This is a genomic window from Neobacillus sp. B4I6 (genome assembly GCF_050434045.1).
Classification (GTDB): Bacteria; Bacillota; Bacilli; order Bacillales; family Cytobacillaceae; genus Neobacillus.
On sequence record NZ_JBNPWB010000002.1, the window covers coordinates 4,599,751 to 4,617,216 of the forward strand.

The 17,466-nt window shown below is 38.8% G+C and carries 17 protein-coding genes; 6 read left to right on the top strand and 11 right to left on the bottom strand.

The window, feature by feature from the left end; all coding sequences use genetic code 11:
- The first annotated feature begins 609 nt into the window (after positions 1–609).
- Together QF028_RS24990 and QF028_RS24995 are read left to right on the top strand one after the other, a co-directional pair.
- Positions 610–1,752, top strand: coding sequence for a glycosyltransferase family 4 protein (locus QF028_RS24990; RefSeq protein WP_429469915.1), 1,143 nt, complete (start codon positions 610–612; stop codon positions 1,750–1,752).
- Between the two features lie 51 nt (positions 1,753–1,803).
- Positions 1,804–2,796 carry a metal-dependent hydrolase gene (locus tag QF028_RS24995; RefSeq protein ID WP_429469917.1) on the top strand — a complete coding sequence of 331 codons (993 nt, stop codon included), beginning with the start codon at positions 1,804–1,806 and terminating at the stop codon, positions 2,794–2,796.
- A gap of 165 nt (positions 2,797–2,961) precedes the next feature.
- On the opposite strand, the gene QF028_RS25000 is transcribed toward QF028_RS24995, so the two are convergent.
- The 3 genes from QF028_RS25000 to QF028_RS25010 all read right to left on the bottom strand — a co-directional run bounded on the left by QF028_RS25000 (position 2,962) and on the right by QF028_RS25010 (position 5,230).
- Complete coding sequence (locus QF028_RS25000) at positions 2,962–4,272, bottom strand: ammonium transporter (RefSeq protein ID WP_429469919.1); 1,311 nt, start codon at positions 4,270–4,272, stop codon at positions 2,962–2,964.
- A gap of 4 nt (positions 4,273–4,276) precedes the next feature.
- Positions 4,277–4,636 (bottom strand): P-II family nitrogen regulator, encoded by a 360-nt coding sequence (locus QF028_RS25005; RefSeq protein ID WP_215018667.1) that lies wholly within the window; start codon positions 4,634–4,636, stop codon positions 4,277–4,279.
- A gap of 207 nt (positions 4,637–4,843) precedes the next feature.
- Entirely contained in the window at positions 4,844–5,230 is a 387-nt protein-coding gene (locus QF028_RS25010; protein ID WP_429469922.1) for a hypothetical protein, read from the bottom strand.
- Positions 5,231–5,364: 134 nt separating this feature from the next.
- On the opposite strand from QF028_RS25010, the gene QF028_RS25015 reads away from it, so the two are divergent.
- Positions 5,365–5,529 carry a hypothetical protein gene (locus QF028_RS25015; protein WP_168241813.1) on the top strand — a complete coding sequence of 55 codons (165 nt, stop codon included), beginning with the start codon at positions 5,365–5,367 and terminating at the stop codon, positions 5,527–5,529.
- 64 nt (positions 5,530–5,593) lie between these two features.
- Here the strand turns inward: QF028_RS25015 and QF028_RS25020 are convergent, their stop codons facing one another.
- Positions 5,594–6,028, bottom strand: a complete 435-nt coding sequence (locus QF028_RS25020; protein WP_429469924.1) for an SRPBCC family protein — start codon at positions 6,026–6,028, stop codon at positions 5,594–5,596.
- A gap of 371 nt (positions 6,029–6,399) precedes the next feature.
- On the opposite strand from QF028_RS25020, the gene QF028_RS25025 reads away from it, so the two are divergent.
- Together QF028_RS25025 and QF028_RS25030 are read left to right on the top strand one after the other, a co-directional pair.
- Complete coding sequence (locus QF028_RS25025) at positions 6,400–7,482, top strand: branched-chain amino acid aminotransferase (protein ID WP_429469926.1); 1,083 nt, start codon at positions 6,400–6,402, stop codon at positions 7,480–7,482.
- Between the two features lie 120 nt (positions 7,483–7,602).
- On the top strand, positions 7,603–9,636 hold the full coding sequence (locus QF028_RS25030) for a Na+/H+ antiporter (RefSeq protein ID WP_429469928.1): 2,034 nt from the start codon (positions 7,603–7,605) through the stop codon (positions 9,634–9,636).
- Positions 9,637–9,784: 148 nt separating this feature from the next.
- Here QF028_RS25030 and QF028_RS25035 read toward each other — a convergent pair whose 3' ends face one another.
- The 3 genes from QF028_RS25035 to QF028_RS25045 all read right to left on the bottom strand — a co-directional run bounded on the left by QF028_RS25035 (position 9,785) and on the right by QF028_RS25045 (position 13,051).
- Positions 9,785–10,636: a creatininase family protein gene (locus QF028_RS25035; RefSeq protein WP_429469930.1), complete on the bottom strand. Its 852-nt coding sequence runs from the start codon at positions 10,634–10,636 to the stop codon at positions 9,785–9,787.
- 56 nt (positions 10,637–10,692) lie between these two features.
- The gene (locus QF028_RS25040; RefSeq protein ID WP_429469932.1) at positions 10,693–12,057 is read right to left on the bottom strand and encodes an MFS transporter; all 1,365 of its coding nucleotides are present in this window, start codon (positions 12,055–12,057) and stop codon (positions 10,693–10,695) included.
- 235 nt (positions 12,058–12,292) lie between these two features.
- Positions 12,293–13,051: a helix-turn-helix transcriptional regulator gene (locus QF028_RS25045; protein WP_429469934.1), complete on the bottom strand. Its 759-nt coding sequence runs from the start codon at positions 13,049–13,051 to the stop codon at positions 12,293–12,295.
- Between the two features lie 256 nt (positions 13,052–13,307).
- On the opposite strand from QF028_RS25045, the gene ilvA reads away from it, so the two are divergent.
- On the top strand, positions 13,308–14,480 hold the full coding sequence (gene ilvA / locus QF028_RS25050; RefSeq protein WP_429472527.1) for a threonine ammonia-lyase: 1,173 nt from the start codon (positions 13,308–13,310) through the stop codon (positions 14,478–14,480).
- Between the two features lie 39 nt (positions 14,481–14,519).
- On the opposite strand, the gene QF028_RS25055 is transcribed toward ilvA, so the two are convergent.
- The 4 genes from QF028_RS25055 to QF028_RS25070 form a co-directional block, all read right to left on the bottom strand.
- Positions 14,520–14,861: a zinc ribbon domain-containing protein YjdM gene (locus tag QF028_RS25055; RefSeq protein ID WP_429469936.1), complete on the bottom strand. Its 342-nt coding sequence runs from the start codon at positions 14,859–14,861 to the stop codon at positions 14,520–14,522.
- A gap of 154 nt (positions 14,862–15,015) precedes the next feature.
- Complete coding sequence (gene hxlB, locus QF028_RS25060) at positions 15,016–15,564, bottom strand: 6-phospho-3-hexuloisomerase (RefSeq protein WP_214997825.1); 549 nt, start codon at positions 15,562–15,564, stop codon at positions 15,016–15,018.
- Entirely contained in the window at positions 15,558–16,199 is a 642-nt protein-coding gene (gene hxlA, locus QF028_RS25065; RefSeq protein ID WP_429469939.1) for a 3-hexulose-6-phosphate synthase, read from the bottom strand. Before hxlA ends, hxlB begins: the two co-directional genes overlap by 7 nt.
- Before the next feature lie 140 nt (positions 16,200–16,339).
- Positions 16,340–17,317 carry a LacI family DNA-binding transcriptional regulator gene (locus QF028_RS25070; protein WP_429469941.1) on the bottom strand — a complete coding sequence of 326 codons (978 nt, stop codon included), beginning with the start codon at positions 17,315–17,317 and terminating at the stop codon, positions 16,340–16,342.
- Positions 17,318–17,466 lie beyond the last annotated feature (149 nt).

The following is a 17,466-nucleotide window of genomic DNA, read 5'->3' on the forward strand; positions in this document are numbered from 1 at the left end:
AAAATCCTTATCAAACACATGCTCTCCATTTGGAATTGTGAAAAATTCCTGTGGCCCTTCTGATTTTAACCACTGAAGTGCGTCTCTTCATTTGTACTCTGCACGTCCTTCATGAAATTAAATTCGAATTGTTAGTTTGTAGATAAAGTTATTGTTTTCAGTCAATCAAAACCCAAAGGGTAAACCATTAACTTGAACAAGATATTCCCTACTCTAATTTACGACATATTTTGCGCATATTGAATTGTACAACATGCCTAATTAACACCCTATATTTTTGGTATTGGTAAACAATTAAGTTATTAGAGTTTCCTACAAAGTAAGAATGTGGAAGTTATAAAGGTAAACTATAATGAGAAATAGAACCTAAGACTTAGAGCAAATTACACACTCATTGCCTCTACAATATCATTGTCATGCCCTGCCGCCTGAGTTTTTTTACTATACAAAATCTTTACATTTTATTAACAGAATCTTAAGAAGATTGGTTTCCTTTATTTAATACAATAAAGGGGAGCTTATATTTTGGAGGGAGTAGATGAGAATGACGTTTAAGTATCTAAAGTATCCCCAAAACGGTAGTTCAATATTGGTCAGAAAGGAAAGGTTATGAGGATCGCCATTTTCACTGATACCTTTGACCCGGATATCAATGGAGTTGCTCGGACGCTTAAATATTTCATTCACTACTTGGATAATAAAAACATCTCGTACAAAATCTTTGCACCCGATTCTCTTTCAAACGAATATGTTTCTACAAACGTTCGCCGCATTAAAAGTCTCTCTTTTTTCTTATATCCTGAGTGTCGCCTGGCTTTTCCCAATCTTTCTCGTATTAAATCAGAATTAGAAGAATTCTCCCCGGATATCATCCATGTCGCTACACCATTTAACATGGGACTTTGTGGTGTCTATCTTGCAAAAAAACTAACTATTCCACTTGTCGGCTCCTATCATACTGATTTTGACCATTATTTGAAATTTTATGATCTTAGATTTTTTTCAAAAATCCTTTGGAAATATATGAATTGGTTCCATAAACCCTTTAAAAAATTATTTGTCCCTTCTAATGAAACGTTAACTCAACTCAAATGTCATGAATTTGTTAATTTAGAAGTTTGGCCCGGTGGAGTTGACTGTCAGCTTTTTCACCCTTATTACGAAAAACAAGCTATTCGTGAGCAATGGGGGATTTCAAAAAAGTACCTCTTAACCTATGTAGGCAGGTTAGCCCCCGAAAAAGATGTAAAGACACTCCTAGCAGTAGCAAAAGCACTGCCAGCTGAGATCAATGAGGAAGTTCAATGGTTTGTTATCGGAGACGGTCCCCAAAGGGAAGAACTTCAAATAGAAGCGCCTACGAACATGACATTAACAGGATACTTAACTGGAGAACAATTAGCGGAAATCTACTCCGCATCAGACTTATTCGTTTTTCCCTCTCCTACTGAAACGTTTGGAAATGTTGTGATTGAAGCACTTGCAAGTGGTACACCCGCAATTACCGCCAATTCCGGAGGCGTAAAAAATATTATTAAGGCAGGAGTAACAGGTTATTTGTGTGAAACTGGCAATGTAATTGAGTTTACGAACGCCATCTTGAAGTTATTAGAAAATGATAGCCTGAGAAAGCAATTGGGGATAGAAGGGAGAAATTATGCCCTAACACAAAGCTGGGATAAAATCTTTTCCAATTTACTTTGGCATTATCGAGCCGTTATCGATGAACCAAAGATACAAAAATATGCCTGATTTGTTGTACAATTTTTTCCCAATATATGAATAAAGTAGAGGAGTGATAGAGTGGATACTTTTTCGCATATTGTTATAGGGTTTGGCATTGGTGCTCTTTCTCAAATCGACCCTGCCGTATCATCTAATCAGACCCTATCACAGGCGGTCATGTTAGGGGTGGTAATAGGTTCAAATGCCCCTGATTTTGATATCATTTACAGATTAAAAGGAAAAGGTAGCTATTTCAGGAATCACAGAGGCCTGTCACATTCCCTGCCAGCTCTTCCTTTATGGGGATTACTGGTTTCAGGCTTACTTTACCCACTCTTCCCCGTTTCAGAATTTCTTCCTCTCTTTTTATGGACGTTCTTAGCAGTGATTCTTCATGTCCTTTTTGATTTATTCAATGTCCACGGAACGCAAATCCTGCTGCCTTTTTCCCAAAAATGGATTGCCTTTGACGCTATCCCATTATTGGACCCTTACATTTTAACACTCCATTTTCTAGGGTTTGGATTACTCTTTTTCTACCAGGCAGGGATTATCTTCTTAATCATTTATGTATTCATATTTTTATACCTGGCTGTTCGAACTCTGTCAGCATTATTAACCAAAAGGCACCTACAGCAACATTTTATTAGAGCTGACCGTATAAAACTAATCCCGCGCATCACCCTATTTAAATGGGATATTTTTATCGAGACGAGGGAGGACTTTTTATTTGGAGTTTATTCAGATAATACACTCGACATAGAACATACTCTTTCCAAAAATATTGACTTTCCAGTATTGGTTTCTGAGAGTACAAATGACGAGTCCGTGTCAGACTTTCTTGCCAGTACATCGTTCGCTTATCCTTTTGTTGCTGTTAGAAAAAACGGCTACTTTGTTTATTGGAAGGACCTTCGTTTTCGTACCAAAAAATTCTTCCCATCCCTTGCCATCATGTTTATTTCCTCTGATTTCAAAAGAAAGAATAGCTATATAGGCAAGGTAAGCTCTTTAAAACAATACAAAAAAGTGCTTCGTAGCTTAACGAATTCCTCTTCATCAATCAAATAAAAGTTTATAAAAAATGACCCCGATTCAAATACCGTGGTCTTCTTTTAATATAGGAGGACGATCTCTTATAACAATCCTGTATCTTACCTTAACGGTTCGGAGGTCAACGAAACAATAACGTTTACATAAAATAAGGAATCCCTCCGTGAAGGGATTCCAAGCTAACTACATTACTTCCTTTTCCTTCCTAATGGTAGGAGATGCAACGGTGATCCCCGTTGTTTCTTCAAAATTAAATAGGCTAGTTGGGATATCGGTAAAACGCTCTAATTCATTGTACGCTGGAATACCGTGATAAGACATATCTAAGCCCTCGTCTTCTTCCCGTTCTGTTGCTCGGAAACCAACTGTCATTGTGCATATCTTCGCAATAAAAGTTCCAGCAATTAACCCCCAGACAATGACCACCACCGCACCCAGTAGTTGCACCTTTAAAAGGGCGAAATCACCAGTTGTTAAAAAGCCTTGTGACTGATCAAGCAATCCAACAGCAATCGTTCCAAACACACCGCCGAAACCGTGAACTGCCACGGCCCCCACAGGATCATCCACCTTTAAATAATCGACTAACAGAGTAGCATAAATAACCAACAAGCCACTTAAAGCTCCAATCAAGATAGCGCTCCATTCAGAAACATATGCACATCCGGCCGTTATGGCTACCAAACCAGCTAATACACCATTTATCGTCATACTCGGATCGGCTTTCCCGAACTTTCGCATCGTCAAAAAGAGAGCTGCTGACCCGCCGCTTGCTCCAGCTAACATTGTATTAATAGCAATAGGCGCTAGCGCTGAGCTAGAAGCATCCAATGTACTTCCTGCATTAAACGCAAACCAACCGAACCACAATATAAATGCTCCCGCTGATGCTAAAGGAATGTTACTTGGGGCAAACACATTAACGCTGCCATCCGAATTAAACCTTCCTTTTCTCGGTCCCAATAGCTTTGCCATAGCCAAAGCAGTAAACCCACCAAGTGCATGAATAGCGGCTGAACCCGCAAAATCCTTCATTCCTAACTTCGCTAACCATCCTTCGCTGTTCCAAATCCAATGACCAGAAAGAGGATAGATAATCATACAAACGAGCGCAGCAGTGACTACATAGGCTTTAAAATTCATCCGTTCTGCTACTGCACCCGAAATAATCGAGACACATGCCACAGCAAACCCCATTTGAAAAAGAACAAAAGCAACACTTGGCAATTCAAGAGAAAGTACAATTTTCTCTGGACTTCCAAGAAGGCTGGTCCCAATGAACCCAAAGGCATCTTTTCCAAACATTACCCCAAATCCGATAATCCAAAACGCCAAAGCTCCAATCGTTAAGTCAACAAAGATTTTCATTGTAACATTAACCGCATTTTTCGTTCGAACAAATCCAGCTTCCAGTAAACTAAATCCACCTTCCATAAACAAAACCATGGCTGCAGCAAGGACGACCCACACGGTATTTATATACATTAATTCCATAAGATCACCCCTTATCATTCGCTAAATCATCGATATCATAGTCAATTGCCCCAGTTCGAATGTTATAAGCTTCCAGAATTGGATAAATATATATTTTGCCATCTCCATCTTCACCGGTCTGGGCAGAATGAACGATGGTCTGGATCGTAGACTCAACCAAATAGTCCGAAAGAACAATTTCCATTTTTACTTTTGGATGGAGTGTCACTTGATAATTTTTTCCGCGATACACACCTTGCGTATCTTTTTGTTTCCCTCTTCCAACCACCTGAGAAACAGTAAAACCTGTAATTCCTATTTTTTTTAAACCCTTAATGGTCTCTGTGAGCCTCTCCGGTCGAATGATTGCCTCAATCTTTTTCAAAGAATCAGCTCCTCGTGTTATATTTCCTAACATCAATATGTTAAAATATATAACAGATCGGTATTCTCCGTCAATATTAATTTATGGAAATCGGAAAATTCTAAAAAGATACAGGTTTATAAAAAAAGAAGGATGCGGTTACATTACCGGCATCCTTCTTTTTCTATACTAATAATTTTTAATTTGTCTGAGGAATAGTACGTTTTTTTATTTCAATGTCCCCTTAGACACCGTTAATTCCTTTATCTTAACAATCCAATCCTTGAAACTCCCATATTCATTTGAATCGAAGCCGAAGTACGACTTTATGAATTGGATGGTTTCGCTTTCCTGATCATGAAAAACTCCATCTGAATAGATGAGTTGAAGGAGTTCGGTTAAGACAATATTTTTTGAGCGTTCATTCTTAAATACTTTAAGGATTTCCCCAATTTCTAGACCCTTTATTTTATAATCCTCAAGTCCCATTTCCTTTTGGTACCTGATAAGTACGGAATTCTCAAATATAGATATTTTTCCATCAATTTTGGCAATCAGAGCAGCAAGTTCAAGAAACGCCTTCCTCTCTTCTGGCTGAAGTTCTGCTAGGAACATTCCTACACATCTCCTTTAAGGGTTTGTTCTAAGTATACGAAAAAAGTAGGAGAAAGTTTCAAATTGTTGTTTCTCCATTGAATAATTACATCCATACTACATATACTACTCTTTGTGTTTAGGAGGTGAAGATCATGCCAAATCAGCAAAACAACCAGCAAAAAGGGAAATCCAATCCTAATCAACAAGGTTCAGGGTCACAGTATCACAAAGAGCATGCGAGCAATGTTCCAGATTACGGAGCAAACACGGTCGACCCCAATGCATTTACTAATACCACTGAAAACAATGAACAGTAATTATGAATTTTTTTGACGCCCTATTGTGGCGTTTTTCTTTTTTACCACCCTTTAACTCACTATTTTAGGATTCAAGGATCTCCTTAATCTTTTTTAAATCTTTCATGTTTGCTCGCTTCATCATTGCAGCCATAATCGGTTCAAACACTTTTGAGAAACCGGTTGGATTTCCTTTGTTCCTTAAGGTCATTCGTGTTTGATTTCCCTCTAACGCTTTCCAAGTATAGGTCGTCTCCATTGGAAAAGGTCCCTGCGCTGTTTTCATAACCAGCTTTTTTTCTGGAATAAACTCTGTAATTTCATAGATATAGGCAAGTTCTCTCCCAAGGAATTGTGCTTTAAAGGCCACTCTTGAACCCAATGTTAAGGGTTTTTCGGTTTGCCATTCGGCTGATTGAATATTTACATACCATTCAGGGGCGTTGTCAGGATTGGCTGCATATTTTGAAACTTGCCCGACTGGGCGTTTGATAATTATTTCTGTAAAGACATCAACCACATGTTTGACCTCCTTAACCTTAACTTTTAAAATCTATTTTTTTCTACATAATTTTTAGGCAACGTGCCAAGCAAATATTCCACGCCTCGGTAGGGGATCGCTAATTCTCCTCCTGCTTACATTTAGTTAAATATTACCACAATCATTCTCCCTTTAGTCGTGCCCATTTTAAATAGGTTCCATTACGCAAGATTTTGTTCATCTTAATCTTAGAGGATGGAAGTTTGTACTACTAAAGTGTTATAGTTAGATAATACAGTTAATTTCAATTCGGCTCCCCATTTGGATTTTACGTTTCAAAAGTTTAATATCTAATGAATATGGCCTACTTTTCAACAAGGTAAAGTAGAGAATCGACAAGAGGTGTAATCATGAAACAAGAAATTGGATTTATTCAAAGAGAAGTTTTAAAGGAAAAGCCTGATTTCGCTTCACTTGGTTTTGGTAAGTATTTTAGCGATTATATGTTTGTTATGGATTATCAACATGAAATCGGATGGTATGACCCGAGAATTACTCCATACGAGCCATTAACACTCGATCCTTCTGCGATGGTTTTTCACTATGGACAAGCTATATTTGAGGGAATGAAGGCCTATAAGACAGCAGATGGAACGATCCAGCTCTTCCGCCCTGAAAAAAACATGAGGCGATTGAATGATTCATGCGAAAGACTGTGCATTCCCCAAATTGATGAGGATTTCTTATTAAATGCCATTAAACAATTGATTTTAACAGAAAAGGATTGGATTCCTGATGGAGAAGGAACTTCTCTATATATCCGTCCGTTTATTTTCTCAACCGAACCTTATCTTGGTGTTCGTCCTGCGAAACAATATAAATTGCTAGTCATTCTCTCTCCATCGGGAGCATATTATGGTGACCAATTGAGTCCTGTTAGGATTTATGTGGAAGAACAGTATGTTCGGGCTGTTATTGGCGGAGTGGGCCATGTGAAGACTGCTGGAAATTATGCGGCTAGTCTGAAAGCACAGGAAAAAGCTGATGAAAATGGTTTTGCTCAAATCCTCTGGCTTGATGCAAAAGAGAAGAAATATGTCGAAGAAGTTGGCAGCATGAATATCTTCTTCAAGATCAATGGTGAAGTGGTAACACCAAGATTAAACGGAAGCATTTTACCAGGTGTCACCCGTGATTCGGTTATTGAATTACTAAAATATTGGAATATTCCTGTACGCGAAGAGAAAATTTCAATTGAAGAGGTTTTTGCAGCACATGCGCGCGGCGAGCTTGAAGAAGTTTTTGGTGCAGGAACAGCTGCTGTTATTTCCCCTGTTGGCGAATTAACTTGGAATGACCAAGCGATTACAATAAATGACGGTCAAATCGGCGAACTTTCTCAGAGCCTCTATGATGAAATGACCGGAATCCAACTTGGAAAAAAAGAAGATCCATTTAACTGGACAGTGAAAGTTGCCCAGGTGGAAGTTTAAAAATAAGGCGGACAGTGCCATTCACTGTTCGCTTATTTTTTTTGAAAAAGTGAAATTACTCTCTTTAAAGTGTTGAAAAATATCTTTGTTACACAAAATACTTAGGAGAGGAGACATGAAATGGAATTTTTTCTACTTACACTTTTATTACTCGCTGTTATCGGCTTGTCTAGTTTCATCCATCATTTTATGCCATACATACCAGTGCCGCTGGTTCAAATTGCACTAGGGGTTTTGCTTGCGGCACTTCCAATAGGAATTCATATCCCTATGGAGCCGGAATTGTTCTTCGTTTTATTTATCGCTCCCCTGCTTTTTCATGATGGAAAAAATGTTTCACGGCACGCATTATGGAAATTACGAAAACCAATCCTATTGCTAGCTCTCGGGCTTGTGTTTGTCACCGTATTCGCAATAGGATACTTAATCTATTGGCTTATTCCGTCGATTCCATTGCCTGCCGCTTTTGCATTAGCAGCCATTCTTTCTCCTACTGATGTCGTTGCCGTGAGTGCCATTTCAAGCAGGGTAAAGATACCGCAAACAATTATGCATGTCCTTGAAGGAGAAGGACTCATGAATGATGCCTCCGGTTTAGTAGCGTTTAAATTTGCTGTAGCCGCCACTGTGACTGGTGTTTTTTCTTTGGCTGAGGCAAGCTGGAGCTTTTTAGTTATTTCCATTGGAGGTTTAGTAGGTGGTGCCATTCTTGCCGTCCTTATTATCCAATTGAAAATTTTTATTCGACGGCTGGGGATGGAGGATGTTACGATTCACATGCTCATCCAACTCCTCACCCCTTTTGTGATTTTTTACCTGGTTGAGCATTTCCATCTCTCTGGCATTTTATCTGTCGTAGCCGCGGGCATTGTTCATACCATCTATCGCGATCGTGACCAATCCCCTGCAATGCAATTGCAAGTGGTTTCTCAAAGTACCTGGACCGTACTTATCTATATTCTGAACGGATTGGTATTTGTGCTGCTGGGCTTACAAATACCAAGTGTCATTAGTGAAATTTTTCAAGACCCATTGTTTAATAATTGGGAAGTGAGTAAGTATATTTTCATCATTTCTGCTTCACTTTTCGTCCTTCGCTTCTTGTGGATTGGGGCTGCCTGGCATTGGGGCTGGCTGAAAAAGCAAATCCAAATGCCTTCGATGAGAGCGATTGGCATCATTACGATTTCAGGTGTACGAGGGGCTGTTACACTAGCCGGTGCATTTACGATTCCCTATGTACTGGCGGATGGAAGTCCTTTTCCTCAGCGCTCGTTATTCATCTTTATTGCTGCTGGGGTAATACTTGTAACACTAGTAGCAGCGAGCACTTTCTTGCCGGTTCTCGCCAAGCCGGATAAAGGAAATACGGATAAACTTAAGGAGGAAATGGAACAGGTTGCTATGCTCCGGACAATTGACTCCGCGATTCGTTCGATTCGGGAATTGATGAATGATGAAAATCGTGGAGCAGCTGTCTCCGTTATTTCAGCATACACTCAAATTCGGAATCGCCTTACTAATGTAAGTGATGAAAACTCCGAGCGACTGAAATTAGTAGAAAATGAAATTCGGATGAAGGCCCTTGATGCCGAAGCCAACTACATCGAAAAATTGAAACAAGAGGGACAAATTGACCGTGAAATGACTTATATGTCTGAAGAACATATCCATCGGATGAGGCTCGCGGTTACAAACCGAATCCACTACCGTAGATTATTTATTTGGACCTTGGTTAAAAGAAGTTTGTATCAGGTTGTTCATCTTTTTCTGCCAAATAACAAAGAACGGCTTAAACATCGCCAAGCACAAATAAAAAAGATCATCCGATTAAAAGTAAACATGGCGAAAGCAGCTATTCAGTATTTGAAGAATCAAATGACTTCTGAAAATTCCAATATTTATTTAGTCATTATCGGAGAATATAGCGAATTAATCATGAAATTAAAACTAGCCAAAAAAGGCGCAGATTCTACTCACTACACACAATTACAAAGAGAATTACGAGTGAAAGCCTTTCAAGCAGAACGTGATGAAATACAGAACTTGTACGAAGAGGGTGAAATCACTATCGATGTCACACGGAAAATTCGTAAGCAGATCAATATACGGGAAGCTTATTGGATGGAAGAAAGTAGTTTGCGTTCTCATTAACGGAACATCAAGTTGATAACAAAGGCAGCAGGAACTATATCCCTGCCGCCTCTTTATCTTAATATAAAAACCTTAGCAAAGTCGATATCATATATTCTAGTGCTTTTCGGTATTGGTATTACAATTGGGAATATTTATTTATTGTTTTTTACGCTTTTCCGCCAGACAGATGTCCCCCGTATCTAGGAAGAATCATATCCTTCGTATAAACATCCACTTGATGAAGTGTTTCAACGATTGTCGGCATATCCAATGCCTTTACAAGTTTAATAATTGCTTGAACACCCGCCTCTGCATGTGCTTCTCTTTCTTCGGGTGTTTTTAATAGCGGTGTAGCCATATGATCAGATGGTTCATCAAAGTAAGAACCCACTGCGCCGGATTGATAAGCGTATTTTCCCAATGTATTACCAGGATTTTTACCCATCCCTGCTAACATATGTTGAACATCATACGTAACAGAATGAGATTCAGGTACATTCAATGGAACATCTTCTATTCTGCCTAAAACTTTATAAGCACCGATGGTCATATCATGAAATGCATTCATCAGATTGAAATTAGTTGCCTCTGCTGCTTTTAATACATCCATATACAAAGCAGGCACTTTGGTTTCGTCAAAGAAATCGCGAACCATGCCGCTTACTGTCAAATATGCTGGACCATGACTGGTGATATAAATTTGTCGTCTAAAGCCTTGATATAGTAATGACTTTGCAATCTTATCTAAATAAGCCATGCCGTCTTTTATGCTCATTTGAATCGTTCCCCGACCAACGATTGTTCCGCCTGGGAAAAAATAAGGTAAGTTATGCAAAACAAGTCCATCTGATGCCTCAGCCATTTTTAAAGCAATTGCTTCCGCCAAAACAGTTTCAGAATCGAGCGGTAAAGCTCCATGAGTTTCCGTTACTCCAACTGGAACAAAAATAATATCATTTCGATCTAAATATTCTTCAACTTCCCCATTTGTCATTTTTGATAGGAATCTAGTACGCATATGAACCTCTCCTATTATTCTATTTAATAACGATTCACTATAAAGAGCTCTCCTTATTACGACGCTCTTCTTTCTTTTAATACTGCATACATTTCATTTGTGCTCTTTGCATTTAGGTTAAAGATTAAACCTACACCGATTAGTATGAGAATAAATGCCACAACTGGCATACCTGTGTACATTTTTAATATACCTTCTGCAACTTCTTGTGACTGTGATTTTGCACCAGATACAAATCCAACCCAACCTAAAGAGTAACTTCCCACTGCTGCTCCTAATCCCATTCCTACTTTACGAGCGAAAGAATAGAGGGAGTAAAGGGTTCCTTCGATTTTCTTTCCAGTTTTGTACTCTGTATAATCGATACAGTCTGTAACCAATGCCCAAACAAGCATAACGAACACGGATGAACCGATTGTTGCGATATTGTATAATGCTGCAAATACATATACATTTTCAAACGTAACAAAAGTCATTAAAGCGGATGCAACTAAACTGAATGCTGAAGAAGCAAGAATCAAGTTGCGTTTATTGAATTTTGCTACGAGTTTTGGAATGACAACGAATAACGCAAGTATAATTCCCATGCTAATGAAAGAGTTGATAGCAAAAGCACTAGGCATGTTATAATACTCAGCAAATACATAAGCAGCTAACGTAGCAACACCAGAAATAATTAAGGTAGAACCGAGAGTTGCAACCATCATACCGATTAATGGTCTGTTGGAAAATGCTACTTTAAATGCATCCTTGAAATCGTAATCAGGCTTAGCTCCAGCAGACTTTTCGTCACGGATACGTTCAGTTGTTAATTTTACAAGCCCTGTATAAGAAAATAATGATAAAATACTGAATACAATAGCGATATGGAAGAATGCTTCTGGAACGATATTTCCAGCTTTATCATAGATGAACATTGGAACAAAGGATAAGAAACCAACTCCTACAATCATGCCACCGATCGAACGGGCACGAGATAATTTTGTACGTTCAACAGGATCATTTGTAATAACAGATGCTAATGAACCATATGGAATGGCATCAGCAGTATAAGCAACACAGAAGAATAGGTAAGCAGCTACTACCCAAATGTGAGTAGCGGTAGATTCCCAACTTGATATGTTAGCAAAGGCTATTAAACTTGATGCCGCTAGTAACCATTTAGAAAAGCTGATCCAAGGCAAGAACTTATCTCCGCTTTTTCCTATTCTAAAACGGTCAGTAATTGTCCCCATAATTCCAGTGACAAGGGCATCGAATATTTTTCCGACTAAAAACATTGTCCCCATAAAGTAAGGGCTTACACCTAATACATAGGTACAAAAGACAATAAAGAAAGAACCAATATATAAGTTAACGAAACTTCCTCCAACATCCCCAAGCGCATATCCAACTTGATCTCTTACTCCGAACTTTTTCATGTGTAACCCTCCCCTGAATTTTTTCTTTTTTTGTAAACGCTTTATCTAGTACGTGATTAGTATACATCGAATCGCAATTACACATTTGCACTATAATTGCATGTTTTTATAGTATAATTGCATGAAATTTTAAACAAATGAGGGAATAAAATAATGCAGCTAGAATAAGACGGGCTAAATAAATAGGCGCATGATTTCTCATGCACCACTAAAAAGATCACATACGTCTCTTCATTTATTGAGGTTTCTTCCTCTTCTTTTTAAACTCTACAGGAGTTACTCCTTCTATCTCTTTGAAAAATTTAGAAAAATACTGAGGGTTGCTGAACCCCACCATATATGCAATTTCAGTCATCGAAAGATTTGAAAATAGGATCAGCTCTTTTGCTTCTCTTATTCTTCTCAGATTTCGATAATTACTGATAGTGATTCCTTTTTCTTTCTTAAAGGTACGCATTAAATGTGAAGGATGAACATGTAATTTCTCTGCCATATCCTCCATGGAAATGTCCTCCGAAAAGTTCATCTCTATATAGTTCTCTGCTTTCTCTACAATGGTTAAGTTGTCACTTTTCGATTTTCGGATGGCAGGGTCGGAATACTCTGTTACCATATTTAAATGTATTTTTCCTAGTTCAGAAAAGGTTTCGGCATGCTCGATCATAATTGCATATTTTTCTGATATAAAGTGACTTTGCCAGGGACTTAATCCGCCCTTTTCAGCTGCATAGCTATAAAGGGTATTGTGTGATAATAGAATATTTTTATAAGATCGGACTTTATCATTTGGGACTCTGTTAAGAATCTTTAATTGATCATCTCTAAATTGCAGAGACGCGTCTCCTTGATATTCGGCTACCAAATCTCGATCAGCATGTTGAATTCCGGAGAGTAATTTTTCCCTTAGCTTATGGCCAGCTTCAATGGATTCAGGTGTAAGTCCATTTCGATTTATTTGCGAATTTGGAGGATCTGCTTGCGGTTGTTCCTTCATTTAAAGTCCCTGCCTTATGCATTCTGTCTTAAGTCCTATTATATTATCTTTTGGGACATATTGCATTTGATTCTAGAGGCCGCAAATCCATTAACACGATAAATCCTTTTCTGTAACCGACTGAACCATAGCTTTTTGGCATTTTTGTGAAAATTGGACATAGTTTATTTTCTCCAGTACATCCTAAAAAGAAGAACCTTGTGGACGGAGGATGAAAAACTTGAACATCGATGATATCATCATTGCACGGGATAAAATGAAGGGAATTGTCCATATGACACCCCTTGATTATTCCAAAACATTTAGTCAGCTCGCTCATAATGAAGTCTATTTAAAGCTTGAGAACCTTCAAAAAACAGGCTCCTTTAAAGTAAGGGGCTCTTACAATAAGCTTAATTCACTATCAAAGGAAGAACTAACAAAGGGAGTAATCGCTGCTTCTGCTGGAAACCATGCTCAAGGAGTAGCATATTCAAGTCAAATGCTTGGCGTACCATGCAAAATTGTGATGCCTAAAGGCGCTCCACTTAGTAAAATTCTAGCCACAAAACAATATGGCGCTGAAGTAATTTTAGAGGGTGCCACATTCGATGATGCTCTCTCCTATGCATTAAAACTGAAAGAGCAACTCGATGCGACCTTTATTCATGCTTTTGACGATGAGGCTATCATGACAGGACAAGGTACGGTCGGGTTAGAAATCCTCGACCAGCTTCCAGATGTGGAAGCGGTTATTTGCCCAATTGGCGGCGGTGGACTCATTGCTGGAGTCGCTATGGCAGTAAAGGAAAAAAATCCTCATATATCTGTTTATGGTGTTCAAGCACTTGCCTGCCCAAGTATGAAGCAGTCCTTGTTTGAAAATAAACCTGTAATGGTTGACTCCACACCCACAATGGCTGATGGGATCGCGGTTAAAAAACCAGGGCTGAAGCCCTTTGAAATCGTTCAAAAATACGTGGATGATGTTTTTTGTGTCGATGAAATGGAAATTGCCAGGACCATGCTAATGGTTTTGGAGAGGAATAAGCTTTTAGTTGAGGGGTCGGGCGCCGTCTCACTTGCTTCCTTACTTTATGAAAAATTGAATATTAAGGAGAAAAAAGTGGTTGCTGTATTAAGCGGCGGAAATGTAGATATGAATTTTATTTCAAGAATTATCGAACGCGGTTTAGTTGAATCTGGAAGGTATGCTAATTTTACGATTACTTTAAAAGATAAACCTGGTGAACTTCAACGAGTATTGAGTTCAATAACCGATTTAGACGCCAACGTTCAATCTGTTAATCTCCATCGGATTGGCAAAGATATTTATCCTGGCTATGCCCAAATTGAGATTTCAGTCGAGACAAAGAATCACGATCATATTGAACAGCTGCATAAAGTTCTTACCGAGAAAAACTATCATGTGGAAATGGGGAATTTCTAGGAGCTAGGCTTTATACCTAGCCCGTTTCATTCTTAGACACTATAATAACTTCTTAACAAATTCAGATTTTAAACTCATCGCGCCAAAACCATCAATTTTACAATCAATATTGTGGTCGCCATCCACTAAACGGATGTTTTTAACCTTTGTACCTGCTTTTAAAACAGATGAACTTCCTTTTACTTTTAGGTCTTTGATGACTGTAATAGAGTCCCCATCGGTTAAAACATTTCCATTTGAATCTTTAACAATATTTTGGTCTTCATTTTCTGTATCTGATTCTACATTCCATTCATGAGCACATTCCGGGCAAACAAAAAGGCTTCCATCCTCGTACGTGTATTCGGAATGACATTTTGGGCAATTTGGCAAATTAGACATATGTTCATTTCCTCCATTCATCCCTGTTATTCTAATACATACGTGGGTTTCTAGTCTAGGCGGTTATAATTGGTTTTAAAACACTTTCAAAAAAAAGAGTGCCTGACACCAATTCGGTAATCCTCGAATTGGTGTCAGGCACCATTCACTTTTCCTATTCTAAATTGCTATGTCGGCCGAAAGCTAGGGTGTGATCCACTTCGTTCAGCTGGCTGAAAAGCAGGCATAAGGTATCAAATAGAATATGAGCGCATTGATCGAATAAAGATCCAAGCGGTTGGATCGTTTTCAACTCATTCTCGCGGCGATATTTTGTCGCTGCGGGTACATGAAGAATCTGCGTTGCCGCCATAGCTAATGGAGACTCTGGATTTGTAGTTACAGCTATTACCGAACAACCAAGTGAATGCGTTTTTTCAGCCGTCCAAACCACATTTTTCGTTGTCCCTGAACCCGAAATCGCGACTAAAAGGTCACCTTCATCAATGGACGGAGTGATCGTTTCCCCTACAACAAAGACCGTTGCTCCCAAATGCATTAAGCGCATCGCAAATGATTTTGCCATTAACCCGGACCGTCCTTCTCCAATGACAAAAATCCGCTTGGCTTTTTGCAATTGAACCGCTAACTCTTGAAGCTGCTCCTCTTCGACTTGACTAAGGACCGTTTCCACTTCTTTTAATATAGTAGGAATGACTAACATGTTCTATTTCCCTCCGTTTGTAAAATAAGTTGTTTAAATTGTGCCGCTGCCGCTGACGGATTATCCGCTTTCGTAATAGCAGAGCCAATAATCACAACGGCTGGGTTTAAAGACCCTACGAGGTCTTCGATCGAATCTAAGGTAATCCCACCAGCTGCCGCTACCTGAAATCCTGAAAAATCACTTGGCTTTGTTCCATGATTTTGACTGCCTAATTCCTCTTGTTGGTCCTTACTTACGTGCTCGCAAAATATGGCGTCCTTATATTTCCTTAAGTCTCTTTTTTGTTGATCAGACGTATTTAACAGATCAATCATGACCTTTTTTTGATAACGATGGGCTACTTCCATGCAGGTATCAATTGTTACAAGGGGAGAAACTCCCATGACGGTAGCAATATCAGCCCCAGCATCAAAACACAGTTCAAATTCATAACGGGCATTATCAATCGTTTTTATATCAGCTACTATTTGTTTATTTGGAAATGCTTGTTTCATCTCTTTTATGCTAGCCACACCGAATTCTTTGATTAGAGAAGTACCCACCTCAATCCAATCAATGGAATCCTCTACTTTCCTTGTTAACTCGATGGCTTCAGCTATTTCCATCCGATCCAAAGCAAGTTGTATTTTCATAATCAAACTCCTTTACATGGGGTTAGATAAATCGGTTTACTAAATCGGTTTATGAATTGATTATACTTCATTTGTAAGCGTTTTTCAATGAACAATGTGTGCCCGAACCAGTTTTGGTGTCAGGCACTAATGAATCGTTTCTACACCAACTTGCTTGGAAAAACAAACACTCCTGGAGAAGTGTTTTCTTTATTAATCTGTTCAAATAACAGCTCTGCAGCCTTGTGTCCCATTTCTGATGCCGGCTGACTAATGAAGGAAATGGGGTCCTCTAGTAAATGAGCAAATGGAATATTATCAAATACTATCAACTCAAGCTCTTTCCCTAGCTTTATTCCCTTTTCCTTAATAAATTCTGTAACCGCGAGAAAAACACGATCATTTGCTGCAAAGATTGCTGTTGGTTTAACCTCTAATGAAAAAAGCTTTTCTAATTTGCTTTTCATCTCCGTAATACTAGCTTCTATAATGAAATCTGAATTAACCTTTAAACCGGCATCCGTTAATGCCCTTTTATAGCCCTCCAGTCTATCTATTCGGGTACTAACTGTAAGTGACTGTACCGCAAAGGCAATATTTTGATGGCCCCTCTCAATGAAACTTTGCACGGCCATGGAAGTGGAATGAGTATTATCCGTAATTACTGAAAACACATCAAGATTCTCGACTCTTCTATCTACAAATACTACAGGATAGCCTTGACGCACCATGGTTTTATATAAATCATTATTTTGTCCAGTAGGAAAAATGATCAGACCATCTACCTGCTTTGCTCTCAACATTTCAATATATTTCTTCTCTTTTTCGGGATCATCATCTGCGTTACAGACGATGGCATGCAAATCATGTTGATGACAAAAATCCTCAATGGCACGGCTGATTTCAGTTGAAAAAAAATGCGTAATATTTGCAACAATGATTCCAACCATAGAGGTCCGCTTTTGCTTTAGACTTCTTGCGATAAAATTGGGCTGGTAGCCAAGTTCTTCAATCGCCGCTTCAATTTTAAGCTTGGTTTTTCCCCCCATATATTCAAACCGTTTATTTAAGTATTGAGAAACGGTACTTTTTGACACGCCTGCCGCTTTTGCTACGTCGGCCATTGTTACTTTTTCCATGCCTATCTTCCTCTTTCCTCTTGGTTCACTGACTTCATTTTAGCGGCAAATCTACTAATTTTCCAGCAATGATCGATTCAAAGTCGCCCACATGTAAACAAAGGAGGATGACCCCCTAAATGACAATGCACTTGTTTTATAACCAAGTA